Genomic DNA, 15,899 nt, shown 5'->3' on the forward strand with positions numbered 1-15,899 from the left:
AATTCTTAAAAGGCGTTAATCAGCCATTTAATTTAATCCTTGACAAACGTTTCCAGCACTTCTTTGAACAGATCAGTTCCGGCCTTTTCCAGCCATTCAAAAGCCAGCATATCCTTCGTAATAATTTCAGCACCGTTTTGCTTCATTCTTTGGAGTCCTCGTGAATTGTCGTGCGACAGTCTTGAACCTACGCCGGTATCCACCACGAAGACATGGTAACCTATTGCCAGCAAATCCAGTACAGTCTGCAGTACACAAATATGTGTTTCCGTGCCCACAACGACAACCTGCCTTCGATTATCATCAAAATTATTGACCAGATTACCTTCTGTCACAGCCGAAAAATAGGTCTTGGACACAATATTACTTTGATCCACTTTTGATCGTAAAGCAGTAGGTGTTGCACCAATCTTCTCCGGAAAATGCTCAGTTAATAGAACCGGGATACCTATTGTTTTTGCAAGATCAACGACCCGGATCACAGTCTTAAATACTTCATCTTTCTGGTCTATCTTAGGTAAAAGCTTTTCCTGAATGTCAATGACCAATAAGATTGAATTTGTTGGTGAAATTTTCATAATTTAACTTACATGGTTAAACATCCTCATTCTATGAATCCGAGATAAAACGCCGTTGCCCGTCCGTGTTCCTTACCTTATCTCCGATTTGCCAATGATACTAAAAACAATTGCGATTTGGCAGTACTTAAAAGATAAAACTTAAACACCATTGTATAACAACACCCGGAACATATCCATTGAATGATAAAAAATTTTGAAAGTATTTTACTAATAACTAACAAAAATCAATTTTATGGCAAACATCGCTCTTTATGGTTTTGGTCGTATTGGCCGTCAATTTTTACGGGTTGCCCTCGAAAATAATCTCTTTGTTCCCGTGTCCGTCTCCGACATTCACGATGTCAAAATTCTGGCTTCTTTGTTCAGCGTAGATACCAACTACGGGCGCTACGGCGAAAAGGTTTCTAGCGAAGGTGATGACCTTCTGATCGGTGACAGAAGAATTAAGTATGTAAATTCAAAAACGGAAGTACCTGACTGGAAATCACTTGGTGTAGACATTGTGGTAGATTGCACCGGCCGGGCCACTACGCGCGCCGGCGCACAGGTACATATTGACCGGGGTGCAAAATACGTACTGATCAGCGCTGCCAGTAAATCACTCCAGGACTGCGATGCGGTACTTTTGAAAGGCATCAATCTTGAAACTTTTAATCCTTCATTACATAAAATCGTCAGCATGGGAAGCTGTACAACAAATGCGCTTGCGGCCGCCGTTAAAGTAATACTTGACAATTTTGGCATTAAATATGGCCTGTTTTCAACAGTACATTCCTACACCAATACGCAGTCATTGACGGATCAGCCAATGAAGGACAGACGCGATTCGTGGGCGGCGGCCGAAAACATTATACCATCAGCATCTGGTGCCGCACGCGCCCTGCAATTTATCTGGAATGACTTACAGATTACCGGCAAAGCGTACCGGGTGCCAACCCGTACTGGCAGTATTGCTGAACTAAATCTAATCACTGAAAAGGAATGCAGTGTTGAGCAGGTCAATGAAGCTTTCCGCAAAGCTGCGACAGAGGGTCCGCTAAAAGGTGTATTGGATGTACTTGAAGAAGAATGGACATCAGCACGCATTGTGGGCGATCCACACTCTTCAATCATCGACCTGCCTCTTACCGTTAAACAGGGTGAGTTGCTTTCCATTGCGACCTGGTACGACAACGAATGGGGTTTTACATGCAGATTAGCCGAAGTAGCCCAGTACATTTCGCAGAAAATCTGAGTTGAGAAAATACCATTTTAAACGCTCACAAAAAGTAATTCTGAACATTTCACAAACTCTTCGACGTGCAATGTTCAGAATTACAATCTCTTTCAGTTTATAGAATTATATTTAATGCCTTTCTGATATTTTCTTCGAAACTCGGAAAAAGTTGTCCCTGTTTTTAATTTAAAGAACTTACTAAACTGGGATGGATCTTCAAAACCAATTTGAAAAGCAATCTCCTTCATCGTGTAATCGGAATTAATTGCGATGCGTTTTGCTTCAAGAACTACCCGGTTGTGAATAAAACAACTTGCCGAAAAACCTGACGACCGCTTTATGACCTCGCTCAGATAGTTAGGAGTAATTGCAAGTTCATCGGCATACTGATTGACCATTTTGTAGGAACAAAACTTCTTTTCCACAAGATCAATAAAACGATTAAGAATTGGCTCGCTGTTTTTCATTGCCTGGAGAATTCGGAACCACAGATCACCACAATTCGGAAATTAAGACATGTCGTTTCGGTTGAAATTGACCATGCTAAATAATTGATATATATTCCTTTAACTACTGATGAACGATGGTCTGTTGATGGTCAATCTGCCACGGAACCACATGGTCAAGCCATCCGAATTCTCCAGTTAATAAAAGGATGACACCGAACGACGTCATAACCAGGAACCTTCGGATCTTTGAAAAAGATGGTGAATCAGTAAAAATTTACCATGACCATAAATGCGGAAAAACCGAGTTTTATGACGCAGTTGAGTTATTTTTGTTATCCATCGATCCGGACGAAGCAAAAATATTAGGGCAGCCGCTTTGGAAGGGATAAGATGATATTAACGAAAGTACTATTGGGCGACCCAGAAAATAAGCACCCAGCATAGCACTGGGATGTTCTTTCGATTAATGCTGCCACTAATTTTAAATATAATACTTATAATATGCAACTTCTAAATACGCAAATTAAAAATGACTCAAACTAGCAGCAATAGCACCAGGCACCCCTATATCCATGATTGACAACATGTCCGGGAGGGCTATGTTGCCCCCAGCACATCGCAACCACCACATGACGACAAAAACACATCTTCTCCATACCGCTTTATTGTTTTTGTTGTATCGTTGCGAGGTAGTTCCGAATATCCTCCAATTAACGAATCAATTATGGCTTCAAAAGACGTTCCCGAAAAGTCTTTCTTGGTCTCGTACAACACATTGGTAAACTCCGTAATAGTAATCTCAGTATCTCGTGTGCTTGCTCCTGAGAATTTAATACTGATCCGCGCATAATTAGATTTATTCAACCTTGAGATCTCTTCTTAACTCATTACTCGAAATTTTGAAGGTTTTTCCATAAAAGTAAGTGAACGTTTTTGTGAAAATTAATTTAACTATGGATTAAAATCAGTTTTTCACAAAATATACTTATTGACATCTCTCTTATATTCAAGCTGTTATAACAACTTATTGAAAATTTGACAAAGTCCCTTGGGCAGGTTCAAAGAAATAAAAAGTAACTTTTCAAGATCTGGAGAAAGTTTCGAAAAGCAAGCAATAACACTGTCGGCAGAGTACACAACGCCTGTTGATGAATAATTACAATAAGAGCGTGAAAAATTTAGTGAAGGGTTTTAAACCCTCTTAGTAAGGTTGTTGAGTACTCGATACCTAAACAACAACATCTGGCATGATTTTAATGAAAAATTATTATACCATAAACCGTCTAATTGTATTCTTATGATATAAGTGTATTTGAAAATGTTTTTCATGCTTACTAATTAAATGATCAGTAATGCCTCCATCTGAAGTGCAGATGGTGTTTTTAAACATTTAACCATATACACTCATGGGATCAATTCAAAACAGCGCGCTTGCCCTACTTTTTACAGCGGGACTAGCACATCCTTCAGTTGCCACGCCAAATTTGGCAAATTCAACAATTTTGGTAGGTATGTGGAAAAACGAAGTTAATCCAAGTGTCTTCCACGTACAATATCAGGGAACCAAATCAGGCCGCACTGAGGTACATATTTTGTCGCCAAAGTCAAACTATACCACCTATTCTCTTCACGCAGTCACAAATTTAGGTCTTACCAATTCAAATACTGAGTATCTGGCAGAAGATTGGGACGGTGATGGCATTTCCGATTTGTGGGCCATAAAAAAATCGTTAACCGACTCCAAAAGTACAGAAGTTCATATTCTGTCAGGTGCAAGCGACTACAAAGAATTCATCTATCACGATTCAACTATTCTTGAAGAGTCAGGTGATAATTTTAAGTTTATTACCAAATCTAATCTTTCTAAAAATGGTTTTATTAAACCTGACTTAGTTGCGATTAAGTTATTCGGCTCAAAAACTACTGAACTACACATCCTCTCCGGCGTGGGTAATTTTAAAAAGTTTTTCATGCAATCAGAAACTGCGCTTCATCCCACCACAAGAGAATGGACTTTTGCATTTCAAAAGCAACCTGGCTTGGACCAACCAGAATTGATTTGTATAAGCCCAGCTAATGGAGGAGAATTACATGCTCTTGGTGGAAAAAGTTATGACCGTTTTACTGGCCACGAAATAGTATCAAGAGAAAACGGCGCATCAATTTCTAAGTTTGCCATTAGTAAAGAAGCAAAAGAAGCTGTTGTCGCTTGTACAGCTGCTGCCCTGAGTATCGGTGCGGCCGCAGTTGCACCGGTAGTCACACTGTTTACATACGGGCAGATGCTGCTGCTCAGTGCTGTATGCAGTTGGAAATCATATGAGTATTTCAGTATGAAGTATGCAGAAGAGAACAGTGGCTCTGGCGGAACAAGCGGCGCTAATCGCGCGAACGATATGAGGGGCTCTAACCAATCTGGCGTTCGTGGCCGCGTTGAAAATGGTGGTGCAACGATAATAAGACGGTAATTTACGGCGGCGAAGGATGTAATTAATGATCTAGGCACAATACCACTTGGCCTAAATCTACCAAGACAATGCTAGCAATTTCAAAACTATGGAATAAAGGATTTGAGATTGCTGGTATTGTTATGGACTTTTATGTCTGTCTATAGTTCGAAATGAGACCCTCACCAATTATAATTTTCAATATTTGGATCCGTCCGAAGACCAAGTGATTTTAGGTATATATCCGTCATCTGTACAGTGCTATGGCGAAGCATCAGTTGCAGTTGCTTGATCCCCACCCCCGAAAGGTATGCATTGACTGCTCCTGTGTGCTTCCAAGAATAAAGTGTGTAACCCTTTCCCAGCAAATTAAGTTTTTTTAAAACTTTCTCGTGCCTTCGAAAGGCAATCTGCTTACCAAGTTGAAACTTGTTAATCCGCATATCCTTGCCAAACAAGTAGTAAAACTGTCTCTTTTCTTCCAGGTCGAGTTTTTTAAGCTCCTTCATTAAGGCCGGGATTATAGGAACTGTTTCAGTTTTCCCATTCTTTGAAAATTCTCCTCTTATAATGACATAGCTGTCATTTAGCCTGATATCATGCAGCTTTAATGAATTAAGTTCTCTGGGTCTATTGAAGGCATAATATATAACCCTGGTAAGCAAATACAGCTCGGGCTCATTTAAAATCATATATTGTTCAACTCTCGCCCGATCTTCATCGGTAAATGCGATATTCTTTTTTGTATGAACCTGTTTCAGCTTTTTTAGCTTGAAGGGGCTATCTTCCAGCTTGACCCGATCTTTCAAATGACCGTAGACCGTATTGAGATGAATAAGTGTATTATTCGCCGTCCTTGACGTGTTTTTTAACGACGAGATAAGATAGTCCCTGAACTTAATTGCATCCCGGTCCGTAAATTCTGAAATATCCAGGATCTTTTCATTCGCATAGTCCTTCAACTTGTTAATGGCCGACTGATGGGTTCCGGCAGTTTTTGGCCGGAGCGAGCTTTTTATTGTTTCGAGAACCTTATCAAGTGAGACTACCAAGTCATTAGATGATTCTTTTACAATGTCTGTTTCAATTGTAGTCTTGGGGATCTTGAAGTAAAAACCTTTTTCAAGCAACGTGTTTGTATCAGAAATGATCTTTACTGCTTCCGCCATCCTGGCTTTTTTCGTCTGTAAGGAAGTAGGGATTTTGATGCGCCTGCGAATTAGATCATTCGAAGCTTCGTCAAACGCATAGTATTCAAAGTACCATTCTTTGGTTAGGTCGCCGCCTCGATCACGCAAGACAGCCAGCTTTTAAGGCTTCTTATCCTTTTCATACCTAGTGTGTGTTTCTTATTAGCTTTTTTTGTCCCCAATAATGTCCCGAAAATGGGAAATGCCGCTCCTGCTATCAGGAGCGGCATTAAGTGGAGATGCAGGGATTCTAACCTTGGCACATGTCACATTATTTTACCGGATGGAGGTTCGTTTCTGACATATTCTTAATGGAATTACATTCAAACAAACTTTTTTCTGAGAATGCTCATATCCTCACTAATCTTCCGATCGACAATCTTGGCATAAATCTGCGTTGTTTTGATGCTGCTGTGTCCAAGCATTTTGGAAACACTTTCAATAGGCACTCCATTGGTCAATGTTACCGTAGTGGCAAAAGTGTGTCGCGCTAGATGAAAAGTGAGCGTTTTGTCAAATCTGCAAACGTCAGCAATCTCTTTCAGATATGAATTAAGTTTTTGATTGGATAAGACTGGGAGAAGCCGGCCAGACGCTATACATTGCGGATGATCTTCATATTTTTCCAGAATTTCAAGTGCAATCGGCAGCAGCGGAACTCTGGATTCTGAATCCGTCTTCTGCCTATTAACGACAAGCCACATCTCGCCGTTGATCCCTTCTATGATTTGCTGCCGGCTGAGATTATAGACGTCTATGTATGCTAAACCCGTAAAACAACTAAACACGAAGATGTCGCGAACCTGATTCAATCTCTCATTTTCAAAATCCTTTCCGTTAACCTTGCTTAACTCAGCTTCGGTTAAAGCGCTACGCTTCACAACCTGCCTACTCATACGGTAGCTAGCAAACGGGTCTTGAGTTAGCCATCCGTTTTTCACGCAGATCATAACTATTTTTTTGAAGTTGGTTAGGTATTTCATCACTGTATTATGCCCACAGGATTTTTGGCTTTTCAACCAAAACTCGAATTCGGAGATAAACTCATAGTTTAGCTTCTGAATATCAAGATCGTTTTTTTCATACTTGCAGCGAATAAACTCAGATGTATGGTCATAACAAGTCTTGTACTTCGTCAATGTGCTTTTCGCAAAACCCTTTCCGATGAGTTGGTTTAGCTTTTGGTTATGCTCCTCAAAGATTTCAAGAGTCATCTTCGGGCGTACACTTACGCCAATGAGCACATTTCGGACATTTTCGACATTGAGTTCTGCACCAGTTTCCAGAAGCGAGCGGTACACCTGATAGACCTTGGACTGCACGGTATCCAAATAGGCATTAAATTCCTTCGTATCGGACTTTGTACCGGTTCTTCGACACGAAATATTATTCCATTTTTCAGGCTCACAATCACGGCCCATTGACATTTCGCTGCGAGATCCATTTACTGAAATTCGCATGTAAACAGGAAGCTTCCCTGATACATAGTTGCTGCGCTTTTTAAGATAAAAAAGCAATGTGAAATTTTTAGCTAACATAACAACACGTTTTTTAAGTGAATAAAAATACGATTGCAGCTACCATAAAATCAAGATGTTTATGCCGTGAACAAGCTGTATTACAGTTTGTTACACCAAATTTGGTGAGCACTTTTTAGACTCCGTTTCTGCTCACCAAATGCTCACCTTTTTTTTGCGAAAATTTGAATAATTTGGTGTATTTCAGAAAAAGAAAAAGCCTGTAAATGTATGATTTACAGGCTTTTAATGTATTTTAATATTGTTTCTGGCGGTCTGGACGGGACTCGAACCCGCGACCCCATGCGTGACAGGCATGTATTCTAACCAACTGAACTACCAAACCAGACTTCGCTGCGACCATCGTTATGGTGTAACGTGGTGCAAAACTAGTATTTTATTTTTCCATTGCAATACTTTTTGCATCTAAATAGTTATTTATTTGTAAATAAAATCAGCTACTCTTGCAAAGATTCTGATTATGAAATAGTTGTAAATTCAAAAAAATGCCGCAAATAAAAGATATAACCAGAGAACTGGAAAAACTTGCACCACTCTCCTATCAGGAAAGTTACGACAATGCAGGACTGCTTGTTGGTAATGCCGCCACCGAGATCACGGGAATATTAATTTCACTTGATGTGACAGAAGAGGTCGTTGAAGAAGCCCGCGCCAGAAACTGCAATCTGATCGTGGCGCATCATCCTATTATTTTTAAAGGACTGAAAAGACTCAACGGAAATAATTATGTGGAGCGGACCGTTATCAAAGCGATTCAAAACAACATTGCAATTTATGCAACCCACACCAACCTCGATCATGTTCAGCTGGGTGTAAACAACATGATCGGGCAAAGGCTTGGACTGCAAAATCTAAAGGTCCTTGCCCCTAAAAACCAAGTTTTGAAAAAACTCACCTTTTTCACTCCGCTTACACATTCGCAGATAATTCTGGATGCTTTGTTTCAGGCGGGGGCAGGAGAAATAGGTCAATACAGCAATTGCAGTTTCCGGACAGAAGGAACAGGTACTTTTTTGCCGTCACTCTCAGCAAATCCGGCAATTGGCATTCCGGGACAAGCTAAAGACGTAAATGAGCATAGGATTGAAGTTATGTTTCCTTCGCATATGCAAAACAAAGTAGTCTCAGTACTTCGTCAGGTTCATCCTTATGAAGAGGTTGCTTATTATGTGCATATTTTGGAAAACGAAAACCAGGAAGTAGGTGCAGGTGCAGTTGGCGAGCTACCCGAAGCAATGCCCGCAGACGACTTTTTGAGGATGTTAAAAAAACAAATGAATACAGGCGTGGTGAAATATACATCATCTGCAAATACGATGATCAAAAAAGTTGCCGTGTGCGGCGGGGCCGGAAGTTTTTTGTTAAAAGATGCAAAACGTGCTCAGGCAGATGCTTTTGTAACGGCGGATTACAAATATCATGAGTTTTTTGATGCCGAAAATGCCATTATGATCTGCGATATCGGCCATTATGAAAGTGAAGTATTTACTAAAGATCTACTATATAATTATTTGTCAGGAATTTTTAGTAATTTCGCACTCTGTTTGTCGGAGGTCACTACAAATCCGGTTAAATATTTTGTCTGAAAGAAATTTCGTCAGTTTAGCTAAGCCAATTTGGAAAAAACAGCCGGTAAACTATCTCTCACCATATTACGCATTGAAACAAGTCCATTAAAGACATACATGGAAAATACAATCGCACAAAAATTAGACGCTCTCCTGAAATTACAGGAAATTGATTCAAGCCTTGACGAAATTCTAAAAACGCGTGGCGATCTTCCCGAAGAAGTTAGGGATCTGGAAGATGAAATTGCAGGTTTTGAAACGCGTTTAGGAAAATTCAAAAGCGAAATCGCCAATTTAAATTCTGAAATTGACAGTTTCAAAAATGCTCAGAAGGACGGAGAAAAACTGATCAAAAAATACAAGGATCAGCAAATGAATGTTCGCAACAACCGCGAATACGATGCCATCACAAAAGAAATTGAACTGCAGGAACTTGATATGCAGCTGGCTGATAAGAAAATCAATGAAGCCAAGGCGCGTATCCGTTTGATCGAAGATGATGCCAACCGTGCAGAATCAACTTTGAACGAAAGAAACGAAGACCTTAAAGCTAAAAAAGGTGAACTTTCGGTGATTACCAACGAAAGCGAATCAGAAGAAAAAGAGCTTCTTGCAGAACGTGAAAAACATATCAAAAAAGTTGAAGACCGTCTGTTGAAATCGTATCAGAAAATACGTGACAACTCAATGAACGGTCTTGCTGTGGTACACGTTTCCCGCGGTGCCTGCGGAGGATGTTTCAGCATTGTTCCGCCACAGAGACAGGCAGATATCCGTGAACGCAAAAAATTGATCGTTTGCGAACATTGCGGACGTATTCTTGCTGACGTAGAAAGTGTTGAGCCGGTTCACCAACGCCGATAGTCACAAAAAATATTTTATTTAAAAGGTTGTCTTCATCGGCAACCTTTTTTTGTTTAAAGCCAGTTGTTATTTTTGAAACTAATGTAATTTGTAAGCATGCAATTCAATTTTAGGTTAAAAAATGCACAAGGTTATTGTTTGATGTTTCTATGGCTGATACTTTCAGCAAGTCCCGCCTATCCGATTCAGACAAAAACTTACGACGTAAAATTTATACCAAAATTGCAGCGCGCCTATTTTGAAATCCAAAAACTCAGGTTACAAACCGCAAGGGCTTTAATTGAAGAAGAAAGAAATTCAAATGCAGATAATGCTTTGATCCCGTATCTGGATAATTATGCAGATTTGCATTACCTGCTGATTTCCGAGGACAAAACCGCCTATAAAAAACTGTCTGAAAAAGAAGAACAACGCCTTTCAGCAATTGATGAACTTGCTGACAATTCACCTTACAAAAGATTTTTCCAGGCAGAAATCCGCATGCACTGGGCCTTTGCCAAAATGAAATTTGGTAATGAAGTTAGCGGAGCCTGGGATATCATCAAAGCTTACCGGCTTCTGGATGAAAACCGAAAGAAATTTCCGGCATTTTCACCCACTTTAAAATCGCTCGGTCTTTTACATGTTTTAATTGGGTCTGTTCCCGAAAACTATACCTGGGTTACAAAGATTTTAGGTCTGAAAGGAAATATCCCCCTGGGCGTTCAGGAAATACAAACAGTCATACGTGAAGAGCCTTTTTTCCAACAGGAAGCGCAACTTATTGACTTGCTTTTGCATGCCTACACCCTGCAATTATCTAACGCGCAAAGAGCTAAAATAAAACAGCTCCCGAAAGACCAGCCTGATAATTTACTTTTACATTTTTTTGCGACAACCATTTTGATAAAAGAAGGAAACAGCCGGGAAGCATCCTCGTATCTCAATGAGGCTCCACAGGGAAATGCTTACATCCCCTTTCCATTTCTAAATTACCTAAAAGGTGAAATCGCTTTGCAGCAGGGGAAGTATGACAGCGCATTTTCCTGGTATGCCTTATTTCAAAAAAATTATAAGGGTTTTAATTACATCAAAGACAGCAACCTGAAACTCTTTATGTGCCGCTGGCTCGCCAACCGGGATGGTGAAGCAATACCATTTATCAGACGTCTGCAAAATACCGGAAGTGAAATTATTGAGGCAGACAAACTGGCCCAGCGAACGGCAGCGGAATTTCTGGCAGGTAAAATTCAGGTTCAGCAAAAGGTTCTTTACCGGTCGCGGTATGCAACGGATGGAGGTTATCTGGATAAAGCTTTGGAGGAACTGGAGTCAGTTTCAGAAAAATCATTTTCCAACGTTTCCGACAAATCCGAGTTCAACTATCGGAAAGGACGAATTTTGCAAAAATCAGAAAATATGGAAGGATGCATACCTTATTTTGAGCGGGCTGTCGCCTTGACTAAGAATACGTCAATCGGCTTTGGCGCCAGTTCGGCTTTGCAGCTTGGCTATATATTCAGGGACAGGAAACAAAAAGACAAGGCGGTAAGCAGCTTCAAAACCGCAATGAGTTACAAAAAGTACGAATACAAAAACAGTATCGATAATAAAGCAAGGGCAGCATTGAGCGAACTCGGACAATAAGCGCATTACTATTTCCCGCACAGATCGTCATAGGATAAGTAAAAATCATCCTCATGGCAGAAAAAAAGTATCCTGAAAACAACAGAAAAATTCTCAGTTGGGCAGAAGCAGACAGGCCCCGCGAAAAATTACTAATGAAGGGCAGGTCAGCTTTATCCGACGCTGAGCTGATCGCTATTTTGATTGGTTCAGGTACCGTCTCTCTTACTGCTGTTGACGTAGCAAAGGCACTGATGAACTCGGCAGAAAATAATATTCACAATCTGGCCAGACAAAGCGTTAAAGACCTGATGAAAAACAAGGGCATTGGCGAGGCTAAGGCAATTACCATTATAGCTGCCCTTGAACTGGGCCGAAGGAGAAAAGACGCAGTTCCTGAGCAAAGAAAAAAAATAACCGGCCCAAGAGATATTTATGAAGAAATGAAACCCTACCTGATGGATCTTCAACATGAAGAATTCTGGATTCTTTTATTAAACAGGGCAAACGAAGTAATGAAGCCGATCCGGATCAGTGTGGGCGGTGTTGACGGAACAACGGCGGATATAAAAGTTATCTTCAAACTGGCGCTTGAAAATCTGGCGAGCTCGGTAATATTGGTTCATAATCATCCTTCCGGTCAGCTAAAAGCCAGTCATCAGGATAAAATTCTCACAAAAAACATGGTGGAAGCTGGCCGTATCTTAGACATTCCAGTACTGGAACATCTGATCTTCACGGACCATGCTTTTTATAGTTTTATCGATGAGGGAGATATGTGAGCTGCCAGTAAAAATTCCGCGCGGAGATAAAGGGGATAAACGCAGAGGTAAAAAAGTTAATTATTTGGAGATAAATGATTTGACTTTTAAAAACTCTGCGCTCTCTGCGCCTAACCTCAATGTCTCTGCGTGAAAAAAATAGAAGTCACAAGGTTCACAAGAGCTCTCCTTTTCTTAACCTCAATTAATGTAAAACATCAGAAAATCAGCTCCTTTTTTACAATACCTTCCAGCTCACTATAGGGAATTGTGAACTCAATGGCGCCTCTTACGTATGGGGCAATTTCGTAGGGGTTGTAGTAAAATAAAACTCCTTCACGCGTAAAGGTATAGTTCGCTGGCAGAAAAAATTTATGGTCAGCCAAAAAGTAGCCCTTAGCCTCCAGGTTATCTTTAACATCCAGTTTTTCAAGTTTTCTAAAAGCGGCTTCTGCCTTTTTAAGCAAAGCTACACTGTCTGCCACAAAAATTCCAGCTTCTTTCTCCTCGCCGGTTAAAATGTCAAAGATATGCAATGAACGAAAACTGTTCGGATGTGCACCTCCGGTAAAAGCGTAGTGATCAAGCTGGTAAAGAAGAATTTTTGGGGTTACCATTGTAGTATCACCCTTCAGATCAACTTCCCAACAACCGGGAGCATCGGGGAAATCCTTTTTAAAATCGTAGTAATTTTTAGAAAAAACCTCATAGGCATCACCAGCGCTTCTTTTAGCACCCGGATTGGCCGCAATACTTGCCGAATCCGCATACGAATTGACCCGTTCGACCACTTTGGCATTCAATTCCCGGCTGATGTTCACTTCTGCTTTTCCGGAATCTGCCGGCATCCACATTTTGATATGCAGTGATACGCCGCTATTACGCGTCGTATCACAGTTACCAAAAGTTTGTTTATTTATTTTACCATTTTTTAGTCCCGGCATTACTTTTTCTTCTTCTTTTTTTGATGAAGAATTACAGGCCAGCACCGCTGCAAGCAAAACAGGAAGGACAAAAATTGATAAACGCATTAACTACAATGTTTCTGTATGACTTTTTTATAAACTCATTAACTCTTTGAATCGAATGGCCTGTCTGCGGGAAATCTCTATCTTATCGCCACCCTGTAAAGTAACAAGTAAACCTCCGCTAAACCAGGGTTCTATTTTTTCAATCCAGTGCAGGTTGATGATATGTTTACGATTGGCCCGGAAATAGGTATTAGGGTCCAGCCGTTCTTCAAGATTATTTAAAGATTTGAGAACCAAAGGCTTCTGATCATCGAAATGCAGACGGACATAATTTCCCATCGACTCGAACAAGCGTATTTTACCCAATTTGACAAACCAGCATTTTTCTCCGTCTTTAACAAAAACCTGATCTGACTCTCCAAGAATTTTTTCAGTTCGCTCGTGAGGCGCATGCGAAAGCTCAGGCTGAGACTGATTTTCTTCTATCCTGTGAATCGTTTCCTTTAACCGCTCGTTATCAATTGGTTTTAGTAAATAATCAAGCGCATTAAATTCAAAAGCCTTGATGGCATATTCATCATAAGCGGTTGTAAAAATCACTTCCGGACTTTTTCCTTCGATTGATGACAGCAATTCAAATCCATTTTTACCAGGCATTTGAATATCCAGAAAAAGAAGTTCCGGCTGCAGTTCGTCAATCATTATTAAGGCTTCGTCGGCATTGGCCGCCTCACCTACAATTTCAATTTTTGTATACGGTTCAAGTAGCCTTTTCAGCTCATTGCGGGCTAAACGTTCATCATCTACTATAAGGGTTCTCATGGCTGGCTTTTATGGTTAACAATAATAAATTAGTATCTGCTTTCGAAATAGCTTTTATCATTCAGTCATTAAAGTATTGTCCGAAAGCGTTGGTATTCTCACCTCCGAACAAACAATTTTATCCGCCTCCTGAAAGATACGAAACGAAGCGCCTTTGCCATACAAAATCGAAAGCCGTTCTGCCGTATTTTTCAATCCTACCCCACCCGATTCAGAAGTTGATGATTCCGTTGAAATTAAACTGCCTGAATTCTTTATTGTAATAAATAAAATATCGTCAACAATATCTGCAGACAAGTCCACAAAACCACCACCCATTTCCTTGGAAACACCGTGTTTAATTCCGTTCTCAACCAGCGTTTGTAGCATCATCGGCGGCACCTGCCAGTAAATGGCCTGTGGATTGGCTGTGATGGAATAACGCAAACGTTCCTCATAGCGTACCTTCTCCAGTTCCAGATAATCCTCAACCGTTTTGAGCTCTTCCTGCAAATCCACCGTTTTCCGGCGATCTGCCAAAAGCGAATTTCGTAAAATATTAGATAACTGCGTTATACTCACCTGCGCTTTGGCCGGATCTTCATAAACCAAAGCCCTGATACTATTAAGCGCGTTGAAGGTAAAATGGGGATTTAACTGTGAACGAAGCACCTTCGCCTCTGCTTCCCGCATGGACATGCGCAGCATAATTTTTTCATAACCCGCCAGCCTTGTCTGTTCCACATAATGATATACTGTGTAGGATAAAATCCAGGCAAACAGGTTTTTACACCATGTCGCATAATAACCCCAAAAAACAAACGGCTGGTTAATAAGGTTTTCAGCAAGATAATGACGGTCCAAAGGTTGATTGACAAGCGCCATAATCAACCCCAGCAATAACACTGAGCCAATAACACGCAATGCAAGCCGTGGAAGTGGAAGTGATGACCAGTTCCATTTTTGTATAACAAGCCGGTAGATATGAGTTAATACAATGCCCAGGAAAACATTCGCCAATGCAGAGTAAAGCACTCCTGACTCAAAACCATATTCCAGCGTGTAGGGTACGAACTCCAGCATGATGAGCAACGTCCATCCGACGATCTGAAGGGTCCAATAAATACGTCTTTTGGACATTTGTCTGGTATTTCCGCGGATGGTTGCTACGGATAAGGCACAAAAGTAGGGAAGCGGTATTGAGTTACCTTTGGAAATACACCAAAGGAACCGCCCCTACACAAGCGGTTCTTTAAAAGGTTTGAGGAATTTCGAGAGAAAGAAGATGGGTAATATCGTTGGATAGTTCCAGCTCGAATTCCTGAGTGTCGTATGAATAATTGATTTTGTATAAACACAGATTGCTGTGTTCGTAATCATCCATCCTAACCAGCGGCTGTTTAAAAAGAACCGTCAGCAACACCCGCATTGCGCGCCCGTGCATGGCAACAAGTATATTTCTTTCGTGAGGACGGGATAAAATCTTTTCAATCACAGGAATCTGCCGCTCACGTACCTGAACCGGGCTTTCACCTTCTTCCGATGCAAGCTCAACCTGACCGTTTTTCCAGGCGGCAACCAGTTCCCTGTAATAATTTCCGTCACCTATATTTGGCTCTTTACCTTCTCTGATTCCCCAGGAAATTTCGTTTAGTCCCGAGTAGCTTTCATGAGGTATCCCCTGTTTGATGAACCCGCGTACTGTCTGATGTGTTCGCTGTAAATCGGAGGTATAAATTTTATCAAAAGGTACATGCTGGTAGGCGTTGTAAAAAGCAGTTGCCTGCGCTTCACCAAATTCATTAAGTGGAGAATTAACACCACTTCCCTGAACCACACCTTTACGATTAAGATCTGTCTCGCCATGACGAATCAGATAGATAGACTTTCTTTTCAAAATAATTGTAT

At 40.7% G+C, this 15,899-nt stretch carries 15 protein-coding genes and 1 tRNA gene; 7 read left to right on the forward strand and 9 right to left on the reverse strand.

Translation table 11 applies throughout. The features are described from left to right. Positions 1 to 32: 32 nt before the first annotated feature. On the reverse strand, positions 33 to 578 hold the full coding sequence (locus E0F88_RS07870; RefSeq protein ID WP_131957696.1) for an isochorismatase family protein: 546 nt from the start codon (positions 576 to 578) through the stop codon (positions 33 to 35). A gap of 235 nt (positions 579 to 813) precedes the next feature. On the opposite strand from E0F88_RS07870, the gene E0F88_RS07875 reads away from it, so the two are divergent. Further along, positions 814 to 1,815 carry a type I glyceraldehyde-3-phosphate dehydrogenase gene (locus E0F88_RS07875; RefSeq protein WP_131957697.1) on the forward strand — a complete coding sequence of 334 codons (1,002 nt, stop codon included), beginning with the start codon at positions 814 to 816 and terminating at the stop codon, positions 1,813 to 1,815. Between the two features lie 92 nt (positions 1,816 to 1,907). Here E0F88_RS07875 and E0F88_RS07880 read toward each other — a convergent pair whose 3' ends face one another. Next, the gene (locus E0F88_RS07880; protein WP_131957698.1) at positions 1,908 to 2,264 is read right to left on the reverse strand and encodes a helix-turn-helix domain-containing protein; all 357 of its coding nucleotides are present in this window, start codon (positions 2,262 to 2,264) and stop codon (positions 1,908 to 1,910) included. A 188-nt stretch (positions 2,265 to 2,452) separates the two neighbouring features. Here E0F88_RS07880 and E0F88_RS07885 point away from each other — a divergent pair, with 188 nt between their 5' ends. Beyond that, complete coding sequence (locus E0F88_RS07885; protein WP_131957699.1) at positions 2,453 to 2,635, forward strand: hypothetical protein; 183 nt, start codon at positions 2,453 to 2,455, stop codon at positions 2,633 to 2,635. Positions 2,636 to 3,652: 1,017 nt separating this feature from the next. Continuing rightward, a complete protein-coding gene (locus E0F88_RS07890) occupies positions 3,653 to 4,714 on the forward strand; it encodes a hypothetical protein (protein WP_131957700.1) in 1,062 nt (353 codons plus the stop codon). Between the two features lie 161 nt (positions 4,715 to 4,875). Here the strand turns inward: E0F88_RS07890 and E0F88_RS07895 are convergent, their stop codons facing one another. The 3 genes from E0F88_RS07895 to E0F88_RS07905 all read right to left on the reverse strand — a co-directional run bounded on the left by E0F88_RS07895 (position 4,876) and on the right by E0F88_RS07905 (position 7,746). After that, the gene (locus tag E0F88_RS07895; RefSeq protein WP_131957701.1) at positions 4,876 to 5,991 is read right to left on the reverse strand and encodes a tyrosine-type recombinase/integrase; all 1,116 of its coding nucleotides are present in this window, start codon (positions 5,989 to 5,991) and stop codon (positions 4,876 to 4,878) included. 215 nt (positions 5,992 to 6,206) lie between these two features. Further along, positions 6,207 to 7,421, reverse strand: coding sequence for a site-specific integrase (locus E0F88_RS07900; RefSeq protein WP_131957702.1), 1,215 nt, complete (start codon positions 7,419 to 7,421; stop codon positions 6,207 to 6,209). A gap of 248 nt (positions 7,422 to 7,669) precedes the next feature. After that, positions 7,670 to 7,746, reverse strand: a tRNA-Asp gene (locus E0F88_RS07905). 160 nt (positions 7,747 to 7,906) lie between these two features. Here E0F88_RS07905 and E0F88_RS07910 point away from each other — a divergent pair. The 4 genes from E0F88_RS07910 (at position 7,907) to radC (ending at position 12,240) form a co-directional block, all read left to right on the forward strand. Beyond that, positions 7,907 to 9,007: a Nif3-like dinuclear metal center hexameric protein gene (locus E0F88_RS07910; RefSeq protein ID WP_131957703.1), complete on the forward strand. Its 1,101-nt coding sequence runs from the start codon at positions 7,907 to 7,909 to the stop codon at positions 9,005 to 9,007. 99 nt (positions 9,008 to 9,106) lie between these two features. Next, a complete protein-coding gene (locus E0F88_RS07915) occupies positions 9,107 to 9,853 on the forward strand; it encodes a zinc ribbon domain-containing protein (protein WP_131957704.1) in 747 nt (248 codons plus the stop codon). 96 nt (positions 9,854 to 9,949) lie between these two features. Continuing rightward, on the forward strand, positions 9,950 to 11,479 hold the full coding sequence (locus E0F88_RS07920) for a hypothetical protein (protein WP_131957705.1): 1,530 nt from the start codon (positions 9,950 to 9,952) through the stop codon (positions 11,477 to 11,479). 53 nt (positions 11,480 to 11,532) lie between these two features. Then, the gene (radC, locus tag E0F88_RS07925) at positions 11,533 to 12,240 is read left to right on the forward strand and encodes a RadC family protein (RefSeq protein WP_131957706.1); all 708 of its coding nucleotides are present in this window, start codon (positions 11,533 to 11,535) and stop codon (positions 12,238 to 12,240) included. Between the two features lie 197 nt (positions 12,241 to 12,437). Here radC and E0F88_RS07930 read toward each other — a convergent pair whose 3' ends face one another. The 4 genes from E0F88_RS07930 to E0F88_RS07945 all read right to left on the reverse strand — a co-directional run bounded on the left by E0F88_RS07930 (position 12,438) and on the right by E0F88_RS07945 (position 15,888). Beyond that, positions 12,438 to 13,250: a PdaC/RsiV family protein gene (locus E0F88_RS07930; protein ID WP_131957707.1), complete on the reverse strand. Its 813-nt coding sequence runs from the start codon at positions 13,248 to 13,250 to the stop codon at positions 12,438 to 12,440. A gap of 27 nt (positions 13,251 to 13,277) precedes the next feature. Further along, a complete protein-coding gene (locus tag E0F88_RS07935; RefSeq protein ID WP_131957708.1) occupies positions 13,278 to 14,012 on the reverse strand; it encodes a LytR/AlgR family response regulator transcription factor in 735 nt (244 codons plus the stop codon). Positions 14,013 to 14,069: 57 nt separating this feature from the next. Then, positions 14,070 to 15,131 (reverse strand): sensor histidine kinase, encoded by a 1,062-nt coding sequence (locus E0F88_RS07940; protein ID WP_131957709.1) that lies wholly within the window; start codon positions 15,129 to 15,131, stop codon positions 14,070 to 14,072. 112 nt (positions 15,132 to 15,243) lie between these two features. Beyond that, positions 15,244 to 15,888: a histidine phosphatase family protein gene (locus E0F88_RS07945; protein WP_131957710.1), complete on the reverse strand. Its 645-nt coding sequence runs from the start codon at positions 15,886 to 15,888 to the stop codon at positions 15,244 to 15,246. Positions 15,889 to 15,899 lie beyond the last annotated feature (11 nt).

Source organism: Dyadobacter psychrotolerans (genome assembly GCF_004349265.1).
GTDB classification, from domain to species: domain Bacteria; phylum Bacteroidota; class Bacteroidia; order Cytophagales; family Spirosomataceae; genus Dyadobacter; species Dyadobacter psychrotolerans.

Coding starts and splice junctions, on each gene's coding strand:
- E0F88_RS07875 (WP_131957697.1), top strand. CDS start 814: ATGGCAAACATCGCTCTTTATGGTTTTGGTCGTATTGGCCGTCAATTT.
- E0F88_RS07930 (WP_131957707.1), bottom strand. CDS start 13,250: ATGCGTTTATCAATTTTTGTCCTTCCTGTTTTGCTTGCAGCGGTGCTG.
- E0F88_RS07885 (WP_131957699.1), top strand. CDS start 2,453: ATGACACCGAACGACGTCATAACCAGGAACCTTCGGATCTTTGAAAAA.
- E0F88_RS07900 (WP_131957702.1), bottom strand. CDS start 7,421: ATGTTAGCTAAAAATTTCACATTGCTTTTTTATCTTAAAAAGCGCAGC.
- E0F88_RS07870 (WP_131957696.1), bottom strand. CDS start 578: ATGAAAATTTCACCAACAAATTCAATCTTATTGGTCATTGACATTCAG.
- radC (WP_131957706.1), top strand. CDS start 11,533: ATGGCAGAAAAAAAGTATCCTGAAAACAACAGAAAAATTCTCAGTTGG.
- E0F88_RS07910 (WP_131957703.1), top strand. CDS start 7,907: ATGCCGCAAATAAAAGATATAACCAGAGAACTGGAAAAACTTGCACCA.
- E0F88_RS07935 (WP_131957708.1), bottom strand. CDS start 14,012: ATGAGAACCCTTATAGTAGATGATGAACGTTTAGCCCGCAATGAGCTG.
- E0F88_RS07920 (WP_131957705.1), top strand. CDS start 9,950: ATGCAATTCAATTTTAGGTTAAAAAATGCACAAGGTTATTGTTTGATG.
- E0F88_RS07880 (WP_131957698.1), bottom strand. CDS start 2,264: ATGAAAAACAGCGAGCCAATTCTTAATCGTTTTATTGATCTTGTGGAA.
- E0F88_RS07940 (WP_131957709.1), bottom strand. CDS start 15,131: ATGTCCAAAAGACGTATTTATTGGACCCTTCAGATCGTCGGATGGACG.
- E0F88_RS07915 (WP_131957704.1), top strand. CDS start 9,107: ATGGAAAATACAATCGCACAAAAATTAGACGCTCTCCTGAAATTACAG.
- E0F88_RS07890 (WP_131957700.1), top strand. CDS start 3,653: ATGGGATCAATTCAAAACAGCGCGCTTGCCCTACTTTTTACAGCGGGA.